Origin of the sequence: Gottfriedia acidiceleris (assembly GCF_050457485.1) — a bacterium.
GTDB lineage: Bacteria > Bacillota > Bacilli > Bacillales > Bacillaceae_G > Gottfriedia > Gottfriedia acidiceleris_D.
In genome coordinates, this window is the sequence record NZ_JBCMJM010000006.1 from 247,226 (window position 1) to 271,132 (window position 23,907).

Consider the following 23,907-nt stretch of genomic DNA (forward strand, 5'->3'; position numbering starts at 1 on the left):
TCAAAGTGAAGCAATAATTTGATCTGTTAAATTAAATAATTCACCATTAATTTCAACCGAAACTTCTTTATCAGTTTGTTTAGTCACCGTTACAGATTCATGCGTAATTGAAATCACAAGATTTGTACCTTGCCAATGGAACGGGAAAGAAAGTTTGTCCCAATTTTTAGGTAAGTTTGGATTAATCTTTAACTTATTTGCTTCAACCGTTATGTTTGCAAAACCAAAGATTGTTGCTAACCAATTAGCACCTAATGATGCTGCATGAATTCCTTCATCTGATGACTTCGGATTAGGTCCTAAATCGATTAAACAAGCTTCTTGAAAAAGTCGATAAGCATTTTCTTTTTCGCCGCATCTTGCAGCAACAATTGCATGAATCGCTTTACTAAGTGATGAATCATGAATTGTATGCTCCTCATAATAATGCAAATTCTTTTTGACTACATCTTCATCAAATAAATTTGGGAATAAATATAGTAACATAACTACATCAGCCTGTTTTAAAATCTGCATCTCATTTACTTCTTGTCGTGAATAATCAAAGAGTATTGCCTGGCTACCTTGTGTCTGTTTATAAATCGATAAATCAATTTCAGATTTTGTTAAAAATGTATCATCCTGTGGAATAATTTTATCTACGTTTGGTTGTGGTAAGTAAAGTCGATTTAAAAAGTCATTTCCGCTCTTTACTAGGTCTTCTTCGATTTTATTATATTTTTCCATATAGCATAATGCTTGTTGAACATTATAATAAGCCATATAGTTCGTATAAGCATTATTGTTAATATGTTCTGTATATTCATCAGGTCCAATTACATCATCAATTGAAAGTACTTCATTTTCATCTGTTGTACGACTAATCCAAAAACGTGCAGTTTCCTTTAACAATTCTAAACCTTCATTTGCCATAAATACATCATCAACTGTATTTTCATAGTATTGACATACTGCAAAAGCAATATCAGCAACAATATGATGCTCAGCTATAGCTGAAGCAACCTTTTGACGAGTACCAGTTAATATATTAATAGCTGCATATTCAGGAGTTTCCTCCATTCCAGAGTATGCACTTTCCCAAGGGAAAAGAGCTCCAGTATAACCATTTTTAGTAGCCTTATCTTTTGCTTCTTTTATATGAAGATATCGATAGGTTAATAATTTTCTTGCTACATCTGGTTCAGTAAATAAATGAAAAGGTGCAATAAAAATTTCTGTATCCCAAAATACATGTCCTTTATAGCCTTCACCAGTTAAACCTTTTGCTCCAACACTAAACCTTTCATCATGTGATGGTGTCATTATTTCAATATGGTAAAGTGAAAAGTCTATTGCGATTTGATCAATCTCTTCATTTGAAGAAATGCTAACGCGCTTTTGTTCCCAAAAATAATTCCACTTAATAGCTGAACTTTCTAGTAGACGATCGTATCCAGCTGAACTATTTTCTTGAACAGCCTGAACACTAGCTTGTGTAGGCTCTTCTTCTACTTTATCAAGTGAAGTATAGATTGCACTTATTTTTTCTAATTCGAACGGCTGATCAACGGTTATATCTTGTTTAATGATTGCCATAAGTTGACGGTTCTTTGCCACAAAAGAAATATCACTAGTACTAGGTACATTACACGTTGTTGCTAAAGCGATTGTATGATTACTTTCAGTCGTTCTATATACCGCATGCATGATTTTTTTATCGATCACACGAATGTTTTCTTCTAAAAGGTGTTGCTTGCCAAAATTAGACACTTGCGCATCAATACCAGTAGTTATTTTCATTGATGCATCGCAATCCAAACTAATCGCAGTAATTTTTGATGCAAGTAAATGTAAATTATCTTTTGAAACAAATCGTTGAAATTTTAAACAAAAACGATTACCATCTTTGTTTTTCCATACGACTTCTCTTGTTAGTTCTCCTTTTTGCATATTTAAAATACGCTCATAAGAAAGGATTTCACCTGTAAGGACAGAAAAAATCTCACCATTTATTTCAATTTTCATACCAATTAGATCTGGTAAATTTACGATTTCTGTAACATCATTTGATGTGAATTTATTATAAACTCCTGCTACGTACATTCCCCGAGTTTGTTCTGAATAGTATTCTTCATGACTTGCTCGTAAACCTAAATAGCCATTACCTAAAGCCATAATCGTTGCGTATTTATTGATAGATTGTAAATCAAATTTATTTTCGTTAATTACATTTACTTCTTTCATAAAGATATACTCTCACCTTTTTCAGCTGATTGATAGATTGCTTCAACAAGTTGTTGGATAGCATAACCTTGTTTTCCATCTGCTAACATGACATTCTTCCCTAGGCAACGATCAACAAAAGCAGCCATGCTTTTCGAATGACGGTCAGGATCAGCCTCTTCTCTCTTTAAAAGAGTTACAAGCTCTCCTTTTTCATCTGTATAGATTTCCGCTGGAAACATCAAAGCACCAGCTTGATCTCCACAAAGTTCTACATTCATTTCTGATTTTTCTTTTATATTTAATGCAAAGGATGTTTCTAATTGGATTAAGCATCCATTCTCTAATTCAATATAAGAAAATAAAGAATCTTCTACTTCAAATTTTGAAGGATCCCATTTACCAAATGCACCTTCTTCTTTCTTATGACCAATTTTCTTAAACATTTTTGCTGTTACTTTTTTAACTTTTGGATAGTCCAAAACGTACAATGCAGTATCAAGCATATGGATCCCTAAATCGATTAGTGGTCCACCACCTTGGATTTCTTTATTAGTGAAGTTACCCCATCCAGGAATTCCATTTCGTCTTAAAGCCTTTACTTTAACAAAATAAATATCACCTAATAAACCTTGCTCTATTTTTTCTTTTACGATCGATACATCATCAGCAAAACGGTGATGAAAATCATAGGCAAGTATACGTCCCTTCGCTAGCGCTGTTTCATACATTTTTCTAGCATCTTCAGCTAAGATAGCAGGTGGTTTTTCACAAAAAACATCACAATTATTTTCTAATGCTTGCATAACACTTTCAAAATGATATTTATTTGGAGTACAAACACTAACAATGTCAGGACTTTCTTTTGCATACAATTCAGTAGCATCAGTGTAATAGTTTGGAATATTATTACGTTCTGCAAAGTTCCTTAGTGATTCCTCATTTACACCAACTACTGCAACTACTTCTAAATCTTCTCTAGTTTTATAGTAAGCAACGTGAACTTTTTCAGCTATTTGTCCCCCGCCAATAATAGCTACTCTCTTCTTAATCACAATGCTACTCCTTTCAACTTAAAGCTTCTTTTATATGATGAAATGCCTTAATATATTCATCTTCTAAGCTAGTTCCACGAACACGACATTCAAATGTTAAATAACCATCATATCCATCATTCTTTAATTGCTCAAAGTGCTTTTTAAAATCTAATGATCCACTACCCGGTTGGAAACGGTGATTATCTGCAATGTGTATATGTTCAACTAAATCACGATTATTGTGTAGTGCTTCTGATATACCATCTTCTTCAATATTCATGTGATAAAAGTCAGCAATTATTTTCACATTTTTAAATTGATTATCTTCAATATATTTACGAGCATCAGCTAAAGTATTAATCATATGATCTTGATATCTGTTTAATGGTTCTAAGTAAATTGTAGTTCCCGTTTCACCTGCTACTTTATCTAAAAATTCTAGTGATTCAGTAACAGCTTTTCGGTCTCCCTCTAAGCTTCTTGGTGAAGTCATAGGAGGTAATCGGAATGTAAACATCCCCCATGCTGCTGGAACGACAATCCCTTTTCCTCCAACCTCTTTTAATGCTTTTAAAATTTCTTCAATATCAGCCAACCCTTTTAATCGACGCTCTTCAATAAAGTCACCAATCCATCCATAATAACCACCGCAAGCTGTAGTTACAGGTAAACCAGTCTCTGCGATGGCCTCTTTAACCTCATCTAAATGATTAACTAAATATTTACCATCTATTTCAAAACCTTCAAAACCAATTTCTTTTAAATAGTTAAATTTTTCTTTTATGTTTTCTGGGAAAAATGCTTGATTTTGAGTTCCAATTTTCATCTTTATTCACTCCTAAATAGAGGGGAGTGCTAAACACTCCCAAAGTTCTTCTTTTACTTATTAAATTGAACACCCATCTTAATACTTAGCTCAGGTTTTTGATCAACAAATTCCATATATGATTCAGCTACTTCGCTAAATGAAACAACTGGTTCAATTAAATCTTCACAATTTAAATACCCGTTCATTAATAATTCCCAACAAGTATTTTCGATACGTTTACGTGACCAACGAGGATAATCTGGGTTCGGTTCACTACTGCCTCGTGAAAATACAATCTTTGCATTGTTAAAGTGAGCTTCACGTCCTAGGTTAAATCCTTCTGGGAAAGGTTTAGCAAATGCGATATAAGAAATTGTTCCACCGTATGCAATTCCTCTTAACGCCGCTTGAAGTGCACTTGAAACACCACTAGTTTCAATAATTGAATCTGCACCTAATTTATTTGTTATTTTTTTAATTTCGTATCCTAAATCACAGGCTGTTGGATCGAAGCAATAGTCAGCTCCATTTTTTAAAGCGATATCACATCTGTGACTAATCGGATCTACACCAATTACAATACTAGCGCCAGCTTTCTTTGCTAATTGAATTGCAATTTGTCCAATCGCACCTAAACCGACAACTACTACATAATCACCCGCTCTAACATTTGCGTCTCTAACACCGCTCATCGCAAATTGTGCTGGGTCATAATAAACGGCATTCTTCCATGAAGAACCTTCTGGCATTTTACGTAATTTATAGTTATCTACAGCATTAACGATTACAGTTTCCATGATTGGACCATAAGTACAAACTTGATCACCTAATTTATACTCAGTCACCTCATCGCCAATTTCACAAATGCTACCTACAACCATATTTCCTAATTGAAATTCACCAAATACGATTCCACGTGCAGAACCTTCTTCTCGTGGCATAAACATTTTCCACTCTTCATTGAACTCTTCATCTATGAATGGGCTAAGTCCTCTAAAATCAACCACTTCCGTACCATGCTTTGGTGAAGCATATTCTACTTTAATTTTTACTTCATTTGGTTGTACTGGGCGATCTTCGTACTCGACTAATGCTGCAACTCTCGGTTCAACTGCTACTAATTTTTTCATTTTATTTCTTCCTTTCAGTAAAAAATTATTTCGAATTAACCTTTTACTCCACCTTCAGTTAAGTTCCCTTTAATAAAGTGCTCAGATAATGCATACATAATGACGACCGGTAAGGCAGTAACTAAAGATGCTGCCATCATACGACCCCACACATAATCTGGTGTACTAAATAAAGTATTTAAACCGATTGGTAACGTAAAGTTTTCTGAACTTGATAAGAAAATCGATGCAAATAAATAATCATTCCATGCAATCATAAATGCATATACGAAAACAGAAACGATTCCCGAAATTGATAAAGGAATAATAATATAGAAAATTATTTTTAATCGACTAAGACCATCAATCATAGCCGCTTCTTCTAAATCTTCAGGAATTGTATCGAAATAACTTCTTAACATAAAAATCGCTGTTGGAAGAGTCTGCACAATCATCGTAATGATCAAAGCCATTTTTGTATCATATAAGCCAAAGCCAGAGATGATTTTGAATAAAGGAACTACTAGTAAAATCCCTGAAAACATATATACAGTGTAAAAACTAGCATTAATTGTGACTCTTCCTTTAAATTTCAGTTTCGATAATGCGTATGCTCCTAATATTCCAAGTACTACTGATAATGAAGCTGCTATTATTGAAACGATTAAACTATTTTTGAAGTAGTTTAAATATGGGAAAATTGTTGGATTAAAAATGTCAATATAATGCTGGAAAGTCCATTCATGTGGCAATATTGTTGGATTTGTTGCAATTGCTTCTTTTGAACTTTTTAATGACGTCATTAGCATAATAAAGAATGGAAATAACATGATTCCTAGTATTAGAATCAGCACAACATAGAAACCAGTTTTCTTAATAATTTTATTTCTTTTGCTACTTACTGCTGCCATTTAAGTTCACCCTCTTTCTTGATACGATAATAACAATGAATAATATGATGAATAAGATTACTGAAATTGACGATGCTTTTCCTAAATTATTGAAAGCAAACGCTGTTTCGTATAAATAAATACCTAAAATATTTACTTTGTTTGTTAATAAATAAACATCTGTAAACATGTAAAACATCCAAATAAATCGTAAAGTTACAACCGTTAGTAATACCGGCATAATCGCTGGTAAAGTTACAACCTTAAACTTTTGCCAAAGTGAAGCCCCATCAATATCAGCAGCTTCGTATAATGTTTTATCAATCGTTTGCAAGATTGCTAAAAACGAAATAAATGCATAAGGGAAATACTTCCAAATTGCAAAAACTACTACAACTATAAAACTACTAACTGGATTATCAAACCATAGTGGTGCAGTTTTAAATAGATGGAAAACATCCGTTCCTAGGTAATTAATAATCCCATATGAATTATTAAACATATATTTCCAGGCAAAAACTAATGAAATAGATGGCGTTACATAAGATAAGATAATTAAAGATCGAGCAGTTTTACGAAACTTAAATGGTCGATTAAAGAATAATGCAACACCTAGACCAACTACAGTACTACCAACTACAGTTAATACTGTATATAGAATGGTAATTCCTAAAGATTTATAAAACTCAATATCTTTAATAACATCCGTGTAATGAGATAAACCAACAAACTTAGCTGGTAGTCTAGGGTTAATTGGCTGATCAAAGAAACTTATTTTAATATTAGATAACATCGGATAAGCAACTAGTAACAATAGAAGGAAAATACTTGGTAAAAGTAGTACCATAGCTAGTTTTATATCAGATTTTTTTCGGACAATCGGTTTCATACTACCTCCTAAAAAACAATCTATTCTCTCATTTGATAGATTGGTGATAAAGAAAAGTTGTTTAAAAAGCAACTTAGCTTGCTTTTCAAGCGTTCGTTCTTCCTAAACAACTTTCAGTAATTAAGAAATCAAATAATTAATACTTGGTAAATTGAATTAAAAGTAATTATTTTATTACACCTTTTAATTTTTCTCCTGCTTCTTTAATAGCAGAATCTACGCTTTTTCCACCAACAGTCACTTCATTAATTAACTTAGCAACTGCACCTGAACTTGTAACATCACCCATTTTTAAGAAGTTCTTGTTATCAACAAGACCAAATACTTGAATGTTATCAAACGCGCTTGCGATTTCAGTTGAAAGCTCTCCAAATGAATTTACAACTTTATTTTCTTTATATTCTTTGCTTTCTGTTACATCTTTATTTACTGGTTGAGATCCACCTGGAGACATTAATACTAACTTCGTATTATTTTCAGGTTTTGCCATAAACTCTACTAATTTTTCTGCTGCAGCTTTTTGGTCATCATCTAAACCAGAAGAAATCGTGTAAGCAGATACTGTTCCATAAACTGCTTTTGTTTTTTCAGTTGGAATTACAAATCCAATATTGTTTGTTTTTCCTTCTTCATATACTGAAGGAAGAATATAAGTTGAGTAAACTGCCATTGGAGCAGATCCATTCATAAATGCATCTTTTACTTCAGTAACATCATTAGAACCTGGCATTGTGTATTTTGATAATTCTTTGTAGTAACTTACAGCTTCTTTCATTTCAGGTGTATCTAATGTTAAATTACCTTTACTATCGAACATATTTGCATTATTTGATAAAGCAAATTGTGAGAAGGCTTGCTCAGAAAAACCACCTTCAACAGTTGGAATTGCAATACCGTATTTTTTACTTCCACTATTCGTAAATGCCTTTGCAATCTTTAAAACATCATCCCAGTTTTTAGGTTCTGCGAATCCTTTGTCCGCAAGCATTTGCTTGTTATACCAAATTCCTTGAACCCAACCACTAATTGGTACACCCGTATAATTTTTTCCGTCCTCAGTTTTTAAAAGCTTTAACGCACCTTCATAATACTTTTCTTCTCCAACTTTAGAGATGACTGATTTAACTGCATCTTTATCAATTAATTCGTCCTTGTCCATCACTTTTGCATAGTCTTGTCCAACTTCAATTACTGCTGGAAGTTTACCAGAGCTTGCTAACGTTACAACTTTTGTATTATAAGCATCTTCCTCAACTGGAACTTGCTTTACTTTAATATTTGGATTTGCTTTTTCAAATTTAGAAATTAAATCTGTAATAACTGCTAATCTTTCTTGTTCAACAGAAGAATGCATAAATTCGATCGTTACTTTACCATTCTCTTTTTTACCACCACAAGCTGCTAATCCAACAGCTAACATTAAAACCAAGAACATACTTAGAAATTTCTTCATTGTTCTTCCTCCTAATTTACTGGTTTTAACCAAATGTATTGATATGGATCTAAAGAAATATATTCATTAAATTCTTCAACTTCTTCAGTTAAAATATTTAAATACTTTCCATTGAAACTGCATATAACTTTTTCATTTGATAAGTTATGAAGAATGACAATACTATTTTCTTCATCTAATCGTTTAATAGCGAATACATTTTCATTCAGATCAAGTACTTCCATTTTTGTATTCGGATTAAATAGTTTTTCTTCTTTACGGACTTGAATAATATTTGTAAGTTCTGTAAAAATCTTATTTCTTAATGATCCAACTTCATTTAATTCTTTTTCAATTTCAACAAATGAATATTTTTGACGATTAATCGAACGATTCATACCTGTTCTTTCTACACCTGCATAATCATTTCTTGAACCAAGCATACTTTGAATATAAATCGCCGGTACTCCTTGGAATGTTAATAAAATTGAATGTGCCAATAAGAATTTCTTTACCCTTAGTACATCACTCGATGATTGTTTATTTAAACCATCTAAGAAAGTTACATTTATTTCATATGGACTTTCAGTACCATCTGAATTTTTCTTATAATTTACTAGTGCACCTTCTACTTTTAAATCTTCTACTAATGAAAGTATTTCTTCTTCAGGGATAATTCCACGAATCGGATTTAAACCAATTCCATCATGAGAAGCCAAGAAGTTGAAGAACGTTGTTTCTTCTCCAGATCCTTCAAGATTTTTTGCCCAATTTGTTAATGCACGTCCATTCCCTTTATGAAGTGAGTATAAAACTAATGGAGGCAGTGGAAATTGGTACACCATATGTGCCTCATCATGTCCGTTACCGAAATAAGAAATATTATCTAAATGAGGTACATTTGTTTCAGTAATCATTACTGTACCTTTTGCAGCTTCATCTAATAAATCACGGAATAATTTTACGATTTCATGTGTTTTTTCTAGATGGATACAAGAAGTTCCAACTTCTTTCCACATATATCCTACAGCATCAAGTCTTACATATTCTGCTCCTTGCTCAAGGTAAAACAGTAAAACATCAATCATATCTAATAAAACTTGTGGATTACTAAAGTTCAAATCAATTTGATCGTCACTAAACGTTGTCCAAATGTATTTTTCCTCATCATTCGCTAATTTAAACTTTGATAGCAAAGGAAGTGCTCTAGGTCTAGTTACTGAGCTTAAATCTATTGATGGATCCATTTCGACGAAGTAATCTTTATATTTTGACTCACCATTCAAATAGCCTTGGAACCATTCACTCTTACTAGAAATGTGATTACATACATAATCAAACATAATTCTTGCTGATTTTGATAAATTCTCAATATGTGACCAATCTCCTAAATCAGGATTTACTTTTTTATAGTCAACTACTGAAAAACCATCATCAGATGTATAAGGATAAAAAGGTAAAATATGAACAAGTTCAAATTTATTTGCTAAATGTTCATCAAACATTTTTTTAAATGTTTCTAATGTTGGTTTTCCCTCTTCTTGAAACTGGTCGCCATAAGTAATTAAAACAACATCTGACTCATCCCAATTTTGTTTTCTTTTTTTAGTAATTTTCAATTTAGCTTCTTCTATTCGTTTCTCTATTAAGCTATTAATCTGATCTATGTCTTCATTTTCATAAATAAAAGCTAATCTTTCTTTTATTTTACTCATATGATCCCTCCTTGTGGTATCGCTCCCACAGAGATGTAAAAAAAATTGGTACTCGTTTGGTACCGCTCCCAAATTCAATATATTATAGAAAGCGCTTACTGTCAATTTAAAATATTTATAAAAATTTATTTTTTTATTTGCACTCCATTTACTTTAATAGAATAATTTATAGCGTTTTATTTTTATTCCTCAACATTTAGTATTGCTACTTTTTACTATTCTCCCTATAATTGCCCTTGTAATAAATACAACATGAAACAAGTTTAATTTTACTATTCGCTGTTCACAGTCTTGACAAATTTTAAAATAAATCGTTACTATCAATGTATATTATGAACAGTATTTTTTTGGAAGCCGCTCCTAGCTATAAGCAACAAAAAAATATTTCGATATAATTTTTTTAAAATATTACAGGATCTTAATTTTTTTAAAAATAATTAATAACGATAAAATGTAAACGTTTTTACTAAAATTACTTTAAACAAGAATGGAGTATACAAATGGGCCCTACAATTTATGATATTGCTCGTGTAGCTAACGTTTCAAAGTCCACTGTATCTCGAGTGCTAAATAATAAAGATAATATTTCAGAAGAAAGTCGTAATCGAGTAATGAAGGCAATTGAAGAATTAAATTATCAGCCAAATAAATTAGCTCGAGCACTTACATCATCAGGCTTTGATGCAATATTGGTGATGTCTCGTTCTACGAAAACAACTGCCGGAAACACGTTTTTCTCTGAAATTATTCACTCTATTTCAACGAGATCAGAAGTAGAAAATTTCGATGTCATTATTCAAACATCTAAAAATAGCAAAGATGAGTTAAATAAATGTATCGAGAAAATTCGAGGAAAAATGATTAAGGGAATTCTAATGCTGAGTTCACCTGCAAATGAAGAATTTTTCAAAGAATTAGATAAATATGAAATTCCAGTAGTAGTTATTGGAAGAGTTGAAGGAAATTATCAACATATTTATTCAGTGGATACTGATAATTTTAACGATAGTTATCAATTAGTCCAACACTTAATCGATCAAGGACACACTGACATTGCATGTCTTCATTCTTCTCTCGATTACCATGTATCGATTGACAGATTGGAAGGATATAAAAAATGTCTAATTGATAACGGAATTCCTCTTCGTCCTGATCGAATTATTGATAGTGGTTATACAATGGAAAGAGCATATGAAGTTTCCGAATCACTTTTGAAATCAAAAGATTTACCTACTGCAATTTTTGCAATAGATGATCTTAAGGTTATTGGACTTTATAATACAACTGCAAAGTTAGGAATATCTATTCCGAAAGATATATCAATTATTGGATATAATAATGGCATTTTTTCACCTTTATTCTCACCACCTTTAACTGGGATTGAAATTCCGATTATGAAGCTTGGAGAAATAGCTACAGACTTACTATTTAAACGAATAAAAAATGATCCTGAAAAATCAGAGCATATTATTGTTCCAACAAAGCTGGTCGAACGAAAATCAGTTGCCAAAATAAATTGATAAAGTAATGGGGGTACCATTTTGAATAAACAAATTGAAGCGATTATTTTTGACTTAGATGGCGTAATTACTGATACGGCTGAATTTCATTATTTAGCATGGAAAAAATTAGGTGAAGATTTAGGAATTCCTTTTGACCGAGAGTTTAATGAAACGCTAAAAGGAGTAAGCCGAACAGATTCATTAGAAAGAATCCTAGAATTAGGTGACAGACAAAATGATTTCTCCGAAGCTGAAAAAGATGTGTTAGCAACGAAAAAGAATGCTCATTATGTTGAACTAATCCGGAATATTTCTGAAAAGGACCTATTACCAGGAATCGAATCTTTCTTAATTCAAATTAAGAAAGCAGGCATTAAAATTGCGATGGCTTCGGCTTCAAAGAATGCATTAATGGTTGCTAATGCTTTAGGAATTACCTTGTATTTTGATCATATAGTTGACGCTGCAACGGTCATTAATTCAAAACCAGATCCAGAGGTATTTCTAAAAGCTGCTAATGCAATTTCAGCTAACCCTGAAAACTGTATCGGTGTGGAGGATGCAGCTGCAGGAGTTAATGCAATTAATGCTGCAAATATGTTCTCTGTTGCAATTGGAGATTCTACTATTTTAAGCCATGCAAATTTTGTTTTATCATCAACAGAAGAATTAGAGCTTAATAGAATTATTGATAAGTATTTAGCATCATAAATTATACAAGAATAACTTATTTAACTATTTAAAAAAAAAACGAAAATCTTATTTTAAGATTTTCGTTTTTTTTATTATGAAAATATCTCTTCTTGTTTTCCAACCAACTCAATCTCAAACCCTAAATCTTCTAGCATCGCATGGTCACTATTTGTCTCCTGACCTTCTGTAGTCAAATAATCACCTATAAAAATACTATTGGCAGCATACAGTCCTAGTGGTTGTAAACTACGCAGATTTACTTCGCGTCCTCCAGAAATTCGAATTTCTTTCGTTGGATTTATAAAGCGGAATAGTGCTAATACTTTTAAACAATAACGCGGATTTAATTCGTTCACGCCTTCTAGTTTCGTTCCATCAATAGCATGTAAAAAATTTACCGGAATGGAATCTGCATCCAATTGTCGTAATGACCTCGCGATTGAAATAACATCTTGTTTCGTTTCTTTCATCCCTATAATAGCTCCTGAACACGGAGAAATACCTGACTGTTTAACTTTTTCAACCGTATCAATTCGATCCTGATATGTATGGGTTGTTGTTATGTAATTATGATGCTCAGCTGAAGTATTTAAATTATGATTATATCGATCAACACCTGCTTCTTTAAGCTCATTTGCTTGGTTATCTTTAATAAGCCCCAGGCAAGCACATACTTTTAAACCATATAATTCTTTAATTTCCTTAACCGCATCAGTTACTACATTTACATCTCGATTCGTTGGTCCGCGCCCACTTGCAACAATGCAATATGTCCCTGCTTTTAATTCAAAAGCACGCTTCGCCCCATCAAGAATTTCTTCTTTAGATAGAAAAGGATATTTCTCAATTGGTGCACTAGAAATTGATGACTGGGAACAATATCCACAATCCTCAGGACAATAACCACTTTTAGCATTAATAATCATATTCAGTTTAACTTTTTTTCCATAATAGTGTTTCCTAATGATAAATGCACCTTGTAAAAGAGAAAGTAAATCATCATCTTCACATGATAATATACTTAATGCTTCTTCGTCTGAAATTTCCTTACCTAAAATAACTTCATGTGCCAAATTTGTCCAATTCACTTTGTATCGCCCCTTTTCATTCATCATTTCGTCAATAATTGTTGAATTTCAAAAATATGATCTTCTGTAAAAAAGTCTGACTGTTCCGGTATAATACCTAGAATGTTATGACCTGTTAATTTTTCTAGCATAACTAAATTATCTTTTTCCATTTCACCCATAACAGATGGTACTTTATTAATTAATAATCCCATTAGATTAACTTGGTGTGATTTTAAATATTCAGTTGTTAATACAGTATGATTAATTGTTCCTAGCTTTAATGATGTAACAAGGATTACTGGTAGGTTTAATAGTTTTATTAAATCAATCGTTCCAAAATTTTCTTTTAACGGAACCGCAACTCCACCCGCTCCTTCAACAAATACAACATCATGCTTATTTTCTAATTGCTTATATTTTTCTAATATAACTTGCTCATCAATAAAAACATCTTCTAGTCTACTAGCTAAATGTGGTGAAACAGGTGTTTTCATTGTGTATGTATTGTAGTAATCATGCTCTTCAGTTAGTTCTAGTTTCTCTTTATAAAAGGCTGTATCTTCCCCTATGAGTCTATTGTTAATATTAACTACTCCACTTTGAATTGGTTTATAAGGGATTGCATCGATTCCTTTGTTCTGCAAGCAATCCACCATTTGAGCAGTTACATAAGTTTTGCCAATATTCGTATCGATACCAGTTACAAAATATCCTTTTCCCATCTTAAGCAGCCACCTTTTTTTCATTTTCTCTAGCTTTTGCAAAATGAGAATGTAGGCGCACTGCCAATACTCCTCCAAAAACAGCTAGTAACAAATCTTGCCCAATACTATACACGAGTCCCATCATAAGAACTTGTTTTAATGAAACTGGACTATCTAACCAAGTGTTTAATGAAATGTATACATATGTAATGCCTAAAATATAAACAATCATTAACCCTATTACATTAGCAAAAATGAAATTCTTAAGTTTTGGTTCCTTCGTTTTTTCAACAATTGATCCAATTACAAACGCGGCAACGATGAAACCGATTAAATACCCAAATGTTGGTTTTAAAATATATTCAGGCCCGCCACCTGATGCAAATACTGGTATTCCGATTAATCCAATTCCAACATACAGTAATTGACTCATCATTCCTTTTTTACTTCCTAAAAGGCAGCCTGCTAAAAATACGAAAAGTACTTGAAGCGTAAAAGGAATTACTGGTAAGGGAATCTTAATAAAAGCTCCAATTGATGTTAGTGAGGCAAATAATGATATTACTGTTAATGATAAAGTCCTATTTTGCATTGTATCCCCCCTATTAAATTATGAGTTTGACAAACTAGCAAAATTTGACAAACTTACAAAATTAAATTAACATGCAATTGAAATATATGTCAACCTAACTACAATAATTGGTTAACATATAAAGCAAGGGGGAACATATATGAAGCATGAACTTTATCAAGATTTATCAAAAAAAAATAAGCAGTATCTTTGGCACCCTTTTACTCAAATGAAGGATTATCTAAACGAAGATCCGCTAATTATTTCACATGGAAAAGATCGAAAATTATATGATGTATTAGGCAATGAATATTACGATGGGGTATCCTCTATTTGGTTAAATGTTCACGGTCATAATATTCAAGAATTAAATGAAGCAATTCATGAACAATTAGAAAAGGTTGCCCATTCAACACTTCTTGGAATGGCCAATATACCTGCTATTCTTTTAGCAGAGAGACTAGTTGAAATCTCTCCAAGCGGATTAGAGAAAGTTTTTTATTCAGACTCAGGAGCTACCTCTGTAGAAATTGCGATTAAAATGGCCTATCAATATTGGCGAAACATAGGGAAATCCGATAAAAATACTTTTGTTACGATGAAGGAAGCTTATCATGGAGATACAATCGGAGCAGTGTCCGTAGGAGCAATCGATTTATATCATCAAGCATATAACGAGTTACTGTTCCCAAGTATAAAGGTTTCCTATCCACATCTTTATCGTTCAAAATATGTGGGAACTGAAGAAGAAATAATAAAATCCTATTTAAACGAGGTTGAAGATCTATTCATCGAAAAGGCTAATTCAATTGCGGCATTAATTATTGAACCAATTGTTCAAGGAGCTAGTGGTATTATTGTCATGCCAAAAGGGTATTTAAAAGCTATACAGGAATTATGTATAAAGTATGATGTATTGTTAATAGCTGATGAAGTTGCAACAGGATTTGGTCGAACCGGAAAAATGTTTGCTTGTGAACTAGAAGGAGTTACGCCAGATATTTTAACTTGCGGAAAAGGGCTAACTGGTGGCTATTTACCAGTAGCAGCAACTTTAACGACTAACAGAATTTATGAAGCATTTTTAGGTACATACGAAGAACAAAAAACTTTCTTTCATGGTCACAGTTATACAGGTAATCCCCTTGGATGCGCTGTTGCATTAGCGAATCTAGATTTATTTAATAAAACGAAATTATTACAACATGTCGAAACAATCTCATCTTATGTCCAAGAGAAACTGATGCAATTTAATGAGTTAAAACATGTTGGAGATATACGTCAAAGTGGATTGATGATTGGAATTGAACTAGTAAAATCAAAGGATACTAAAGAAGCTTTCCATTGGAACGAACGAATTGGTGTGAAAGTAACCAAAAGAGCAAAAGAGCTTGGACTACTCACCCGCCCCCTTGGAAATGTTATTGTATTTATGCCTCCATTAGCTTCAAAGCAATCGGAGCTTGACGAAATGTTAGATATTCTTTATCACGCTATTTCTGAAGTTACTGAAAACGTAAACTAAACATTCGTCACATCTTGAATTATTGTAATTTGTTAACTGCATAATTTAAGATCAAGAACTTATTGTCACATTCAAAAATAAAGAATCCCCGTAGGAAGACAACTAATACTACAGGGATTCTCTTTCACTATTCCAATTATGAATGCTTATTGGGTTTACGTTTTTAACAATTTTTCCTCACGCATATTCACTTTTAAAAGCGATACAAATCGAAACAATTCCAGTGAAAATATGATTCCACTTAACCAAACCGAACTGAATACAAACCCAGCAGCAATGTCACTAGGCAATAAGTGGTGCAAATAGACACTGCTTATAGAAAATAGTAAAACAACAAATATAAAACAGAAGAACATTACGATATTAAGTAGATAAGCTTTGTTATGTCGAATTAACATAATAATGAAGTAACCTAATACTGTTAAAATCAACATAGACTTTTCATTAGGAAAGTTTTTACTTACATTACCTCCGAGCATAAAGTTGAATATCCAAGGAATCACTATGGATAGGATAAGAATCCCAGCTAAACTAGCGATAAAAAAGAGCAATTCTAGCCACTTATTTTTGTTATTTATCAAAATCACTAAGATTGTAGCAAGCGAAATCGTCACTAAAACCTTCCAAGTCGATAATGAATAAATAAAATTCATACTTCCATGCCAATTTTGATTAAATAAATTAAAAACAATGGTCTTGAATATGGAATTGAATTTAACAAGTTCATTGCTAATTGTGTCTTGAATTAACCCGACCATTAAGATAAAAAACGTAACGAAAAAAATTAAACAGATTAAGATGATCAATTTTATTTTCATAAAGCTTTTAAATCTCTTGAAACTTGATTCAAAAATTAATAGTAATGACTCTTTAATTATTTCCTTATTTGCTTTAACAACAAAAAAAGCGAGCACTATAAATCCTAATAATATGCTACCTAATACTAACCACTTTTTAATTTCTACTTGATAGATATCCCATTGAGGTCCCATGGCCTGCCCTAACCATATAAAGGTTCCAATCCAAAGAAATACACCAATATAGGAAAAGACAGCAAAGGATCGATACGGTAATTTAATGATTCCAGAAATAATGCTTGCGAAATGTCTGATTCCCGGAATAAAAAAAGAAACTAGTAATAATACCTTTCCATATTTTTCATACCATTTTGACATTTTCTCGATCTTTTCTGGACCCATATGGATATAGTGTCCAAATTTACGAAAAAACGGTGTACCAAGTTTATATCCTAACCAATAAGAAATGGTTACCCCAACTACTCCTCCAAGCCCGGCAGAAATAATGGATAATACAATATTCATTTTCCCATGAAAACATAAAACACCTACATAACTCATCAATGCTTCATTCGGTATAGGAACTATAATCAATTCCAACATTAATGATAAAAATAGGATAATATAGCCATATTCATTTAATAAATGGATGATTTCGTTCATATTAAAACCTCAATTTTCAATACTCTGTACTGATTATTTTCTCTTATTCTCATCTAGTGGAAATACTACCTCTACTTCTGTTCCTACATTTTCAAGACTTTTTATATTAATCTTCCCATTATGCAAGCTAATTATATTTTTAGCAATTGAAAGACCGAGTCCAGTGCCACCACTAGTTTCACGGCTACGCGCTTTATCAACTCGATAAAATCGTTCGAATATATTTTCTAATTCTTCCTCTCGAATACCAATTCCATAGTCTTTTATTTGAAGAATAGCTGTTTCACTAGTACAACTAATATTTACTTCTATTTTTTCAGTACTGTATTTTATAGCATTATCTAAGAAGATAATAATGACTTGTTTAATTTTAAGTTCGTTACCTTTTATAAATATTTTCTGTTTTTGTGCGTGTAAAGTAATTTCTCGTTTATACACACTTTGCAGCTGTACTAAAGTCGTATTACACAAAGCAACTAGATCGACTGGATTCATTTCGATATTCTTTAAATTCTCCGATTCGGCCAAAGTTAATAACGTTTTTGTTAAATCTTGCATACGGTTGGCTTCAGAATAAATTGTCTCAATTGCTTCTGTCGCCATTTCCTCATTTTTAAAACCACGTCTTCTTAATAAGTTAGCAAAGCTACTAATAACCGTAATAGGAGTCTTTAACTCGTGAGATGCATCTGAAACAAACTGCTTCTGTTTTTCGATGTTGTCTTGTAGCCTACTAATCATTCGATTAAACGTGCTTGCCATTTTGTGCAATTCATCTTTTGTTTCATTTTTTATTAAAATCTTTTTTGGAACCCCACTTTTTTCAATATCTTCCATTGTAGTGATCATAGAAGTAATTGGGTTCATTATGATTCGAGTTAACCAACTTCCAGCCATCATTGATAAAATTGCAGAAACGCCAGTAACAATTGCCATTATTGTTAATAACATATCTTTTCGACCTTCAAGTCCTACTAACAACTCTCCAATTTCTAACGTTCCAATTACTTTTTGGTCTTGTAAAATCGGTACACGTACGACTATATTTTGATGCTCACTAAAAGGAATTAGTCTCGTTTCTTCTTTTTTAGTGAACTTAGGTTTAATGCGATTCAGTAGTTTATCATTACTAATTTCTGTCACAATTTTAGAATTTGGATCAATGATTCGAATATAAGAATGATTTGACATAAACGGATACAATGCCTCTTCATTCATCTTCAATGTTATAGGAATATCCTGTTTTTTTAAGATTTCATGCGCCTTTTGACTCACAACATGTTCTTCCATATTTACAGTTGTTTTCATAAACAAATAAAAAACTAACCCGTTTATTAAAATAAGAATGATTAAGATCCATGAAGTAATTAGCAAATTTATTTTAGTCGTTATTTTCATCTTAACCCTTCCTCATTGTGTACCCCACACCTCGAATAGTTCGAATTAAAGGAACGTCAAAGTCCTCTTCAATTTTCTTTCTTAAATGTCTAATGTACACATCAACAACATTTGTTTCCCCTTCATACTCATAACCCCAAACGGTTGTTATGATCCCTTCTCTTGTCACAATTTTATTTTGATTTGTTAATAGATAAACTAATAAATCATACTCTTTTGGCGTTAATGAAATGACTTTATCATTCCTCTTTACTTCTCTAGCTTCTAAATTAACAACTAAATCCTCAATCGTTAAAGTGGGATTTTCGTCTTCGTTTTTCTTAAATTCATGAACAAGATTACTTGATCTTAGACACGAACGTATTCTTGCTAATACTTCTTCGATTTCAAAAGGTTTCGTAATATAATCATTAGCACCATAATCAAGACCGATAATTTTATCATGTGTAGCATCACGAGCTGTTAATAAAATTACGGGTACAAATTGATTTGTTTTTCTTATTCTTCTTAATACTTCGATTCCACTCAATTCAGGCAACATAACATCCAATAAAATTAGATCGACATTATTGCTTAAAGCCGACTCTAGACCAGCTTTTCCATTATGTTCGACTAACACTTCATAACCCTCATATTCTATTTCTAATTTTAAAACTCGAGCAATATTCACTTCATCCTCGATAATTAAGATTTTCTTCATTTTATTCACCTATTTCTATTAATAGTTTTAGTGTTTCGAAAAACTCTATTCTATTTTTAAGACTGATTCTAGTCTTAGAAGTTCCTTTTATACATGCCATTATAGAACTTTTGATTCGTATTTTTAGCATTTTAATCTAATTTTAATTGATTATTCATTAAAGTTTCAGTTAGGAATTTTACAATGACATGGAGTTGATTTATGAAATAATTTTCAATTTATAAAAAGCTTAGGAGGTTTAAGATGAAAAAATTTATAGAAGGGACCATGCAAAGAGCAATTTTAATGATTGTTTGTGTCGTTATGATTGTATCTTGGGGTGCTATTTCAGCTTACCAAATGCAACGCGATTATTTACCAGGTATAAACAATTCAACTCTTACTGTAAGCATGCGTCTACCTATGTATCAGGCCGATCAAGTAAAACAAAATATTACTAATAGTCTTGAAAGTGCTGTAAGAACAACAGAAGGTTTACAAGATATTGAAACTAGCTCCTATGATGGTGGAGTTTTTATGAGTCTGTATTTTCCAATGAATACAGATATGAAGCAAGCCGAAATTGATGTAAATAAAGCTTTAGAAAATGCGGACATACCTCCGACAATTACATCTAAACCTCTAGTTACTAGACTTACAACTAGTTCATTCCCAATCCTAACTTACAGTTTGACTAGTGATAAATTAGATGATAATACTTTAAAATCAGTAACTCAAATGGATATTGTGCAACACCTTAAAACAGTACCAGGCGTATCTGATGTATCAGTTTTTGGTGGTGCAAAAGACGGATACGTACTAACCGTTAGAACGAAGGATCTAGCAAAATATAAACTTACTTTAGATGACTTAAATAAAGCTTTAGCTGTATCAGTTCCATCTTTACCTGAAGGAACAATCTTACAAAATCAATTGTCTATTCCAGTTAAATTTGATGGATGGAATTTAAATGTTAAACAGTTAAATGATGTAAAAATCAAAAATTCAGATGGTGATCAAATTCCACTTTCAGCATTCGCAACTGTTACTCACGCCCTTAATGATGTAAAAACGATTGCAAGAACAGATGGAAAAACAAGTGTTCAATTAAACGTTATTAAAACACAAAGTGCAAATATTACAGATGTAGCAAAAAATGTGAAGGAAAGAATTCAAAGCTTACAACAAGTAAAAGACGGTACTGTAAAATTGACAACTCAATTAGATCGTGAAAAAGAATTAAATGATTCATTAAACGGTTTAATACGTGAAGGTTTACTTGGATGTCTTTTCTCAATGATTTGCGTATTTTTCTTCTTCCGCAATGTAAAATCAACATTAGTCATTGCAATTTCATTACCAATTTCTTTATTAGCAACAACAGCAATCCTAAAATCAATGGGTATTACACTTAATATTTTAACCGTTTCAGGTTTAATTGTTGCAATGGGTCGTATTGTTGATGATTCAATCGTTATCCTTGATAATATGTACCGTAAAAGAGAACAAAATCCTGATAAATCATTATTATACTCATTAAGTTCAGCAGTTTATGAAATGACACCTGCGATTTTAGCATCAACACTTACAACAATTGCTGTTTATATTCCAATTGCCTTTGTAGGTGGAGCTATTAGTGCTTCATATAGCGGATTTGCCTGGTCTGTTGTTATCTCTTTAATTATATCGTTCTTTGTAGCAATCCTTGTTATTCCAGCACTTGCACTAATGGGTTGGAAAAATAATACAAAGAAAACAAATGCTGTTTCTTTAGAACCAATAATGAAACCGATCTTAGTATCATCATTAAAAAAGAAAAAACTTACAATTTTCATTTCAGCTTTATTATTTATTTTTGCAGTAGCATTTGGTTCGTTTTTACCAGTCTCATTATTACCAAGTGCTAAAACTGGTCAAGTGGCAATTAAACTTGAATTACCTCAAGGAAGCACATTAATGCAGGTTGATTCTGAGGTTCAAAAGGTAGAAAATCAATTAAAAGGAAATCCAAAAGTAAAATCTTATCTATCTAATTTTGGATCAACTAATACGCCACAAAGTGATGATGTATTTGACCAAGGCGGTGGTTTCCTACAAAAACCTAACGTAGCTAACATTTCTGTTGTTTTAAAGAACGAAAAAGACTCAGACCAAGTCATTAAAGAACTTGGAAAACAACTGCCACAATTATCTAAAAATGTAGCTTATACTGTTTCAAGTCAAAGTATTGCTGGTGATGATTCTTTATTGAAAGTCATATTTACTGGCTCTGATCAAGCTACACTAGATAAAATTGCAGATCAAATGAGATCAAAACTTGTTAAAATTGATGGACTAAGTGTTGATGGAAAAGTAGATTTAACATTTGGACTTCCAAAATATAAAATTACATTTAATCAACAAGCAATTGAACAAAATGGAATTCAATTAGCAGATATAACGAAAGTAATTAACCGTTATATGTCACAATCTAAAGATGCTACATTTGTAGTTGACCATATAAGTCTGCCAGTTGATATGTATCTTGATCAAATTAGTAGTGGAAATACTCAAGTTCAATTAAATGCATCGCCAGAGGATGTTATCAATTCCCTTAAAAATGAAACTTTCTTAACAAGTAGTAATAAAACCGTCAAACTTGAACAAATTGCATCTATTACGAAAGATAATGCTCCTTCAACGATTAATGAACGCAATGGAGAGCCTTATTCAATCGTTACAGGTCAAATTACTTCAAATGACATTAGTAAAGTTTCAAAACAAGTTGATGACGTCATTAGTAAACAAGCTCTTCCTAAAGGAGTGAGTTACTCAATGGGAGGTATTACTCAACAAGTTAAAGAAATGATTTTTGATATGTCAATTGCCGTGGCCTTCTCTATACTTTTAGTAATGGTCATTACTTCATCATTATTTAAGGGATGGAGAGCTCCAGTTTCGGTATTATTAAGTATCCCACTAGCATTAAGTGGTGTTGTGATCTCTTTAGTAATAGTAGGTGGAGAGTGGAATTTAGCAGCACTAATCGGTGTCTTAATGTTAACTGGAATTGTAGTAACAAATGGTATCGTACTAGTTGATAAGATTGAGCGTAATCGTAAAAACGGTATGAATACTGAAGAAGCCGTTATTTCTGGTAGTCTTTCAAGGATTAGACCAATCTTAATTACAGCAGCAACAACGATTTTAACACTATTACCACTAGCATTTTCACACCAAGGTGATACAGTTATTTCACAGACATTAGGAATTGTTGTAATCGGTGGGATGATCACATCTACTTTAAATAGCTTTTTAGTAATTCCAATTATTTATCAATGGTTGCATAAAAGACAATCAAATAAGGAAGTAATTTCAACTGAGGAAGTTAATTCACTATAATTTTTTAAAGGTAACTCTTGTATTTGAGAGTTACCTTTTCTATTTTAGATTTTATAATTTTTAGGCCAAAATCTTTTACATATTTTCATCTAAATAAAAAAGGTAAATACAGTCAAAGACACTGACGAGCTGCCCAAATAGAACATATTGATAGTTAGAAGACCTTTCACAGTAGTTTGGTATTGTAGTAATAGGTATGATGATTCAAAACAGTAAAATAAGATATAATTTCAACTGAAGTAATTGATTCACTTTAACTAAACTATAAGGGTAACTCCTATTTTTTCCGGGAGTTACCTTTTCTATTTTAGTAAACATATTTCTTAGGCTAAAATCTTTTACTAGTTTTCATCTAAATAAATAAAAAATGTATAGTCAAAAACACTGACAAGCTATCCACATTGAACATATTGATAGTTAGAAGACCTAAATAATTCAAATTTAATGGGTGATATATAACGAAGAAATGTAACTGTGACTGTGAGCCATGTAGATGCGAACCTAAACGTCCGTGCCCACCAATAAAGCCACTTCTACCACCTAAGCCACCAAGTCCTCCGCCTAAGCCACCAAGTCCTCCGCCTAAGCCACCAAGTCCTCCGTGTCGACCATGCCCGCCATGTCCACCATGTCCACCATGTCCGCCATGTCCGCCATGTCCGCCATGCAAATGTTGTTGCGAACATAAGAAGTGCGATTGTCATGAACACAAGAATTGTGATTGCTGCGAACACAAGAGATGCGATTGCCATGAGCACAAGAATTGTGATTGCTGTGATCACAAGAGATGCGATTGTCGTGAGCACAAGAAATGTGATTGCCATGAACACAAGAAATGCGAT

19 protein-coding genes are annotated in these 23,907 nt (G+C 32.3%); 4 read left to right on the forward strand and 15 right to left on the reverse strand.

Features of this window, described 5'->3' with window-relative positions:
* From ABEY15_RS06560 to ABEY15_RS06595, 8 genes are all read right to left on the reverse strand, one after another.
* Positions 1-2,223, reverse strand: a complete 2,223-nt coding sequence (locus tag ABEY15_RS06560; RefSeq protein ID WP_429889226.1) for a glycoside hydrolase family 65 protein — start codon at positions 2,221-2,223, stop codon at positions 1-3.
* Complete coding sequence (locus ABEY15_RS06565; RefSeq protein ID WP_429889270.1) at positions 2,220-3,254, reverse strand: Gfo/Idh/MocA family protein; 1,035 nt, start codon at positions 3,252-3,254, stop codon at positions 2,220-2,222. Before ABEY15_RS06565 ends, ABEY15_RS06560 begins: the two co-directional genes overlap by 4 nt.
* A gap of 16 nt (positions 3,255-3,270) precedes the next feature.
* On the reverse strand, positions 3,271-4,065 hold the full coding sequence (locus tag ABEY15_RS06570; protein ID WP_429889227.1) for a sugar phosphate isomerase/epimerase family protein: 795 nt from the start codon (positions 4,063-4,065) through the stop codon (positions 3,271-3,273).
* A 53-nt stretch (positions 4,066-4,118) separates the two neighbouring features.
* Complete coding sequence (locus ABEY15_RS06575) at positions 4,119-5,177, reverse strand: zinc-dependent alcohol dehydrogenase (protein WP_429889228.1); 1,059 nt, start codon at positions 5,175-5,177, stop codon at positions 4,119-4,121.
* Between the two features lie 35 nt (positions 5,178-5,212).
* A complete protein-coding gene (locus ABEY15_RS06580) occupies positions 5,213-6,067 on the reverse strand; it encodes a carbohydrate ABC transporter permease (RefSeq protein WP_429889229.1) in 855 nt (284 codons plus the stop codon).
* Positions 6,051-6,935 (reverse strand): carbohydrate ABC transporter permease, encoded by an 885-nt coding sequence (locus ABEY15_RS06585; protein ID WP_429889231.1) that lies wholly within the window; start codon positions 6,933-6,935, stop codon positions 6,051-6,053. Before ABEY15_RS06585 ends, ABEY15_RS06580 begins: the two co-directional genes overlap by 17 nt.
* Positions 6,936-7,101: 166 nt before the next feature.
* Positions 7,102-8,388: an ABC transporter substrate-binding protein gene (locus ABEY15_RS06590; protein ID WP_429889233.1), complete on the reverse strand. Its 1,287-nt coding sequence runs from the start codon at positions 8,386-8,388 to the stop codon at positions 7,102-7,104.
* Positions 8,389-8,399: 11 nt separating this feature from the next.
* The gene (locus tag ABEY15_RS06595; RefSeq protein WP_429889235.1) at positions 8,400-10,082 is read right to left on the reverse strand and encodes a sugar phosphorylase; all 1,683 of its coding nucleotides are present in this window, start codon (positions 10,080-10,082) and stop codon (positions 8,400-8,402) included.
* 500 nt (positions 10,083-10,582) lie between these two features.
* Here ABEY15_RS06595 and ABEY15_RS06600 point away from each other — a divergent pair, with 500 nt between their 5' ends.
* Positions 10,583-11,602 (forward strand): LacI family DNA-binding transcriptional regulator, encoded by a 1,020-nt coding sequence (locus ABEY15_RS06600; RefSeq protein WP_429889237.1) that lies wholly within the window; start codon positions 10,583-10,585, stop codon positions 11,600-11,602.
* 21 nt (positions 11,603-11,623) lie between these two features.
* Positions 11,624-12,295, forward strand: coding sequence for a beta-phosphoglucomutase (gene pgmB / locus ABEY15_RS06605; RefSeq protein WP_429889239.1), 672 nt, complete (start codon positions 11,624-11,626; stop codon positions 12,293-12,295).
* Positions 12,296-12,369: 74 nt separating this feature from the next.
* Here the strand turns inward: pgmB and bioB are convergent, their stop codons facing one another.
* The 3 genes from bioB to ABEY15_RS06620 are packed head-to-tail and all read right to left on the reverse strand — an operon-like array spanning position 12,370 to position 14,643.
* Positions 12,370-13,365, reverse strand: coding sequence for a biotin synthase BioB (bioB, locus tag ABEY15_RS06610; protein WP_429889240.1), 996 nt, complete (start codon positions 13,363-13,365; stop codon positions 12,370-12,372).
* Between the two features lie 23 nt (positions 13,366-13,388).
* Positions 13,389-14,069, reverse strand: coding sequence for a dethiobiotin synthase (gene bioD / locus ABEY15_RS06615; protein ID WP_429889241.1), 681 nt, complete (start codon positions 14,067-14,069; stop codon positions 13,389-13,391).
* A gap of 1 nt (position 14,070) precedes the next feature.
* Positions 14,071-14,643, reverse strand: a complete 573-nt coding sequence (locus ABEY15_RS06620; protein ID WP_429889242.1) for a biotin transporter BioY — start codon at positions 14,641-14,643, stop codon at positions 14,071-14,073.
* A 139-nt stretch (positions 14,644-14,782) separates the two neighbouring features.
* On the opposite strand from ABEY15_RS06620, the gene bioA reads away from it, so the two are divergent.
* Positions 14,783-16,147 carry an adenosylmethionine--8-amino-7-oxononanoate transaminase gene (bioA, locus tag ABEY15_RS06625; protein WP_429889244.1) on the forward strand — a complete coding sequence of 455 codons (1,365 nt, stop codon included), beginning with the start codon at positions 14,783-14,785 and terminating at the stop codon, positions 16,145-16,147.
* A gap of 155 nt (positions 16,148-16,302) precedes the next feature.
* Here the strand turns inward: bioA and ABEY15_RS06630 are convergent, their stop codons facing one another.
* From ABEY15_RS06630 to ABEY15_RS06640, 3 genes are read right to left on the reverse strand one after another with little or no spacing between them, the layout of a single operon-like run.
* Positions 16,303-17,607, reverse strand: a complete 1,305-nt coding sequence (locus ABEY15_RS06630) for a VTT domain-containing protein (protein WP_429889246.1) — start codon at positions 17,605-17,607, stop codon at positions 16,303-16,305.
* Positions 17,608-17,640: 33 nt separating this feature from the next.
* On the reverse strand, positions 17,641-19,005 hold the full coding sequence (locus tag ABEY15_RS06635) for an ATP-binding protein (RefSeq protein ID WP_429889248.1): 1,365 nt from the start codon (positions 19,003-19,005) through the stop codon (positions 17,641-17,643).
* A gap of 1 nt (position 19,006) precedes the next feature.
* The gene (locus tag ABEY15_RS06640) at positions 19,007-19,705 is read right to left on the reverse strand and encodes a response regulator transcription factor (protein WP_429889250.1); all 699 of its coding nucleotides are present in this window, start codon (positions 19,703-19,705) and stop codon (positions 19,007-19,009) included.
* A gap of 243 nt (positions 19,706-19,948) precedes the next feature.
* Between ABEY15_RS06640 and ABEY15_RS06645 the strand changes: the two genes are divergently transcribed.
* On the forward strand, positions 19,949-23,065 hold the full coding sequence (locus ABEY15_RS06645) for an efflux RND transporter permease subunit (protein ID WP_429889251.1): 3,117 nt from the start codon (positions 19,949-19,951) through the stop codon (positions 23,063-23,065).
* A gap of 352 nt (positions 23,066-23,417) precedes the next feature.
* On the opposite strand, the gene ABEY15_RS06650 is transcribed toward ABEY15_RS06645, so the two are convergent.
* On the reverse strand, positions 23,418-23,735 hold the full coding sequence (locus tag ABEY15_RS06650; protein ID WP_429889252.1) for a hypothetical protein: 318 nt from the start codon (positions 23,733-23,735) through the stop codon (positions 23,418-23,420).
* Positions 23,736-23,907: the final 172 nt, after the last annotated feature.

Excerpts from the sequence above, each read along its gene's own strand:
- ABEY15_RS06560 (WP_429889226.1), bottom strand. The coding sequence starts at position 2,223 with ATGAAAGAAGTAAATGTAATTAACGAAAATAAATTTGATTTACAATCT.
- ABEY15_RS06570 (WP_429889227.1), bottom strand. The coding sequence starts at position 4,065 with ATGAAAATTGGAACTCAAAATCAAGCATTTTTCCCAGAAAACATAAAA.
- ABEY15_RS06575 (WP_429889228.1), bottom strand. The coding sequence starts at position 5,177 with ATGAAAAAATTAGTAGCAGTTGAACCGAGAGTTGCAGCATTAGTCGAG.
- ABEY15_RS06580 (WP_429889229.1), bottom strand. The coding sequence starts at position 6,067 with ATGGCAGCAGTAAGTAGCAAAAGAAATAAAATTATTAAGAAAACTGGT.
- ABEY15_RS06585 (WP_429889231.1), bottom strand. The coding sequence starts at position 6,935 with ATGAAACCGATTGTCCGAAAAAAATCTGATATAAAACTAGCTATGGTA.
- ABEY15_RS06590 (WP_429889233.1), bottom strand. The coding sequence starts at position 8,388 with ATGAAGAAATTTCTAAGTATGTTCTTGGTTTTAATGTTAGCTGTTGGA.
- ABEY15_RS06595 (WP_429889235.1), bottom strand. The coding sequence starts at position 10,082 with ATGAGTAAAATAAAAGAAAGATTAGCTTTTATTTATGAAAATGAAGAC.
- ABEY15_RS06600 (WP_429889237.1), top strand. The coding sequence starts at position 10,583 with ATGGGCCCTACAATTTATGATATTGCTCGTGTAGCTAACGTTTCAAAG.
- bioD (WP_429889241.1), bottom strand. The coding sequence starts at position 14,069 with ATGGGAAAAGGATATTTTGTAACTGGTATCGATACGAATATTGGCAAA.
- ABEY15_RS06620 (WP_429889242.1), bottom strand. The coding sequence starts at position 14,643 with ATGCAAAATAGGACTTTATCATTAACAGTAATATCATTATTTGCCTCA.
- bioA (WP_429889244.1), top strand. The coding sequence starts at position 14,783 with ATGAAGCATGAACTTTATCAAGATTTATCAAAAAAAAATAAGCAGTAT.
- ABEY15_RS06630 (WP_429889246.1), bottom strand. The coding sequence starts at position 17,607 with ATGAACGAAATCATCCATTTATTAAATGAATATGGCTATATTATCCTA.
- ABEY15_RS06635 (WP_429889248.1), bottom strand. The coding sequence starts at position 19,005 with ATGAAAATAACGACTAAAATAAATTTGCTAATTACTTCATGGATCTTA.
- ABEY15_RS06640 (WP_429889250.1), bottom strand. The coding sequence starts at position 19,705 with ATGAAGAAAATCTTAATTATCGAGGATGAAGTGAATATTGCTCGAGTT.
- ABEY15_RS06645 (WP_429889251.1), top strand. The coding sequence starts at position 19,949 with ATGAAAAAATTTATAGAAGGGACCATGCAAAGAGCAATTTTAATGATT.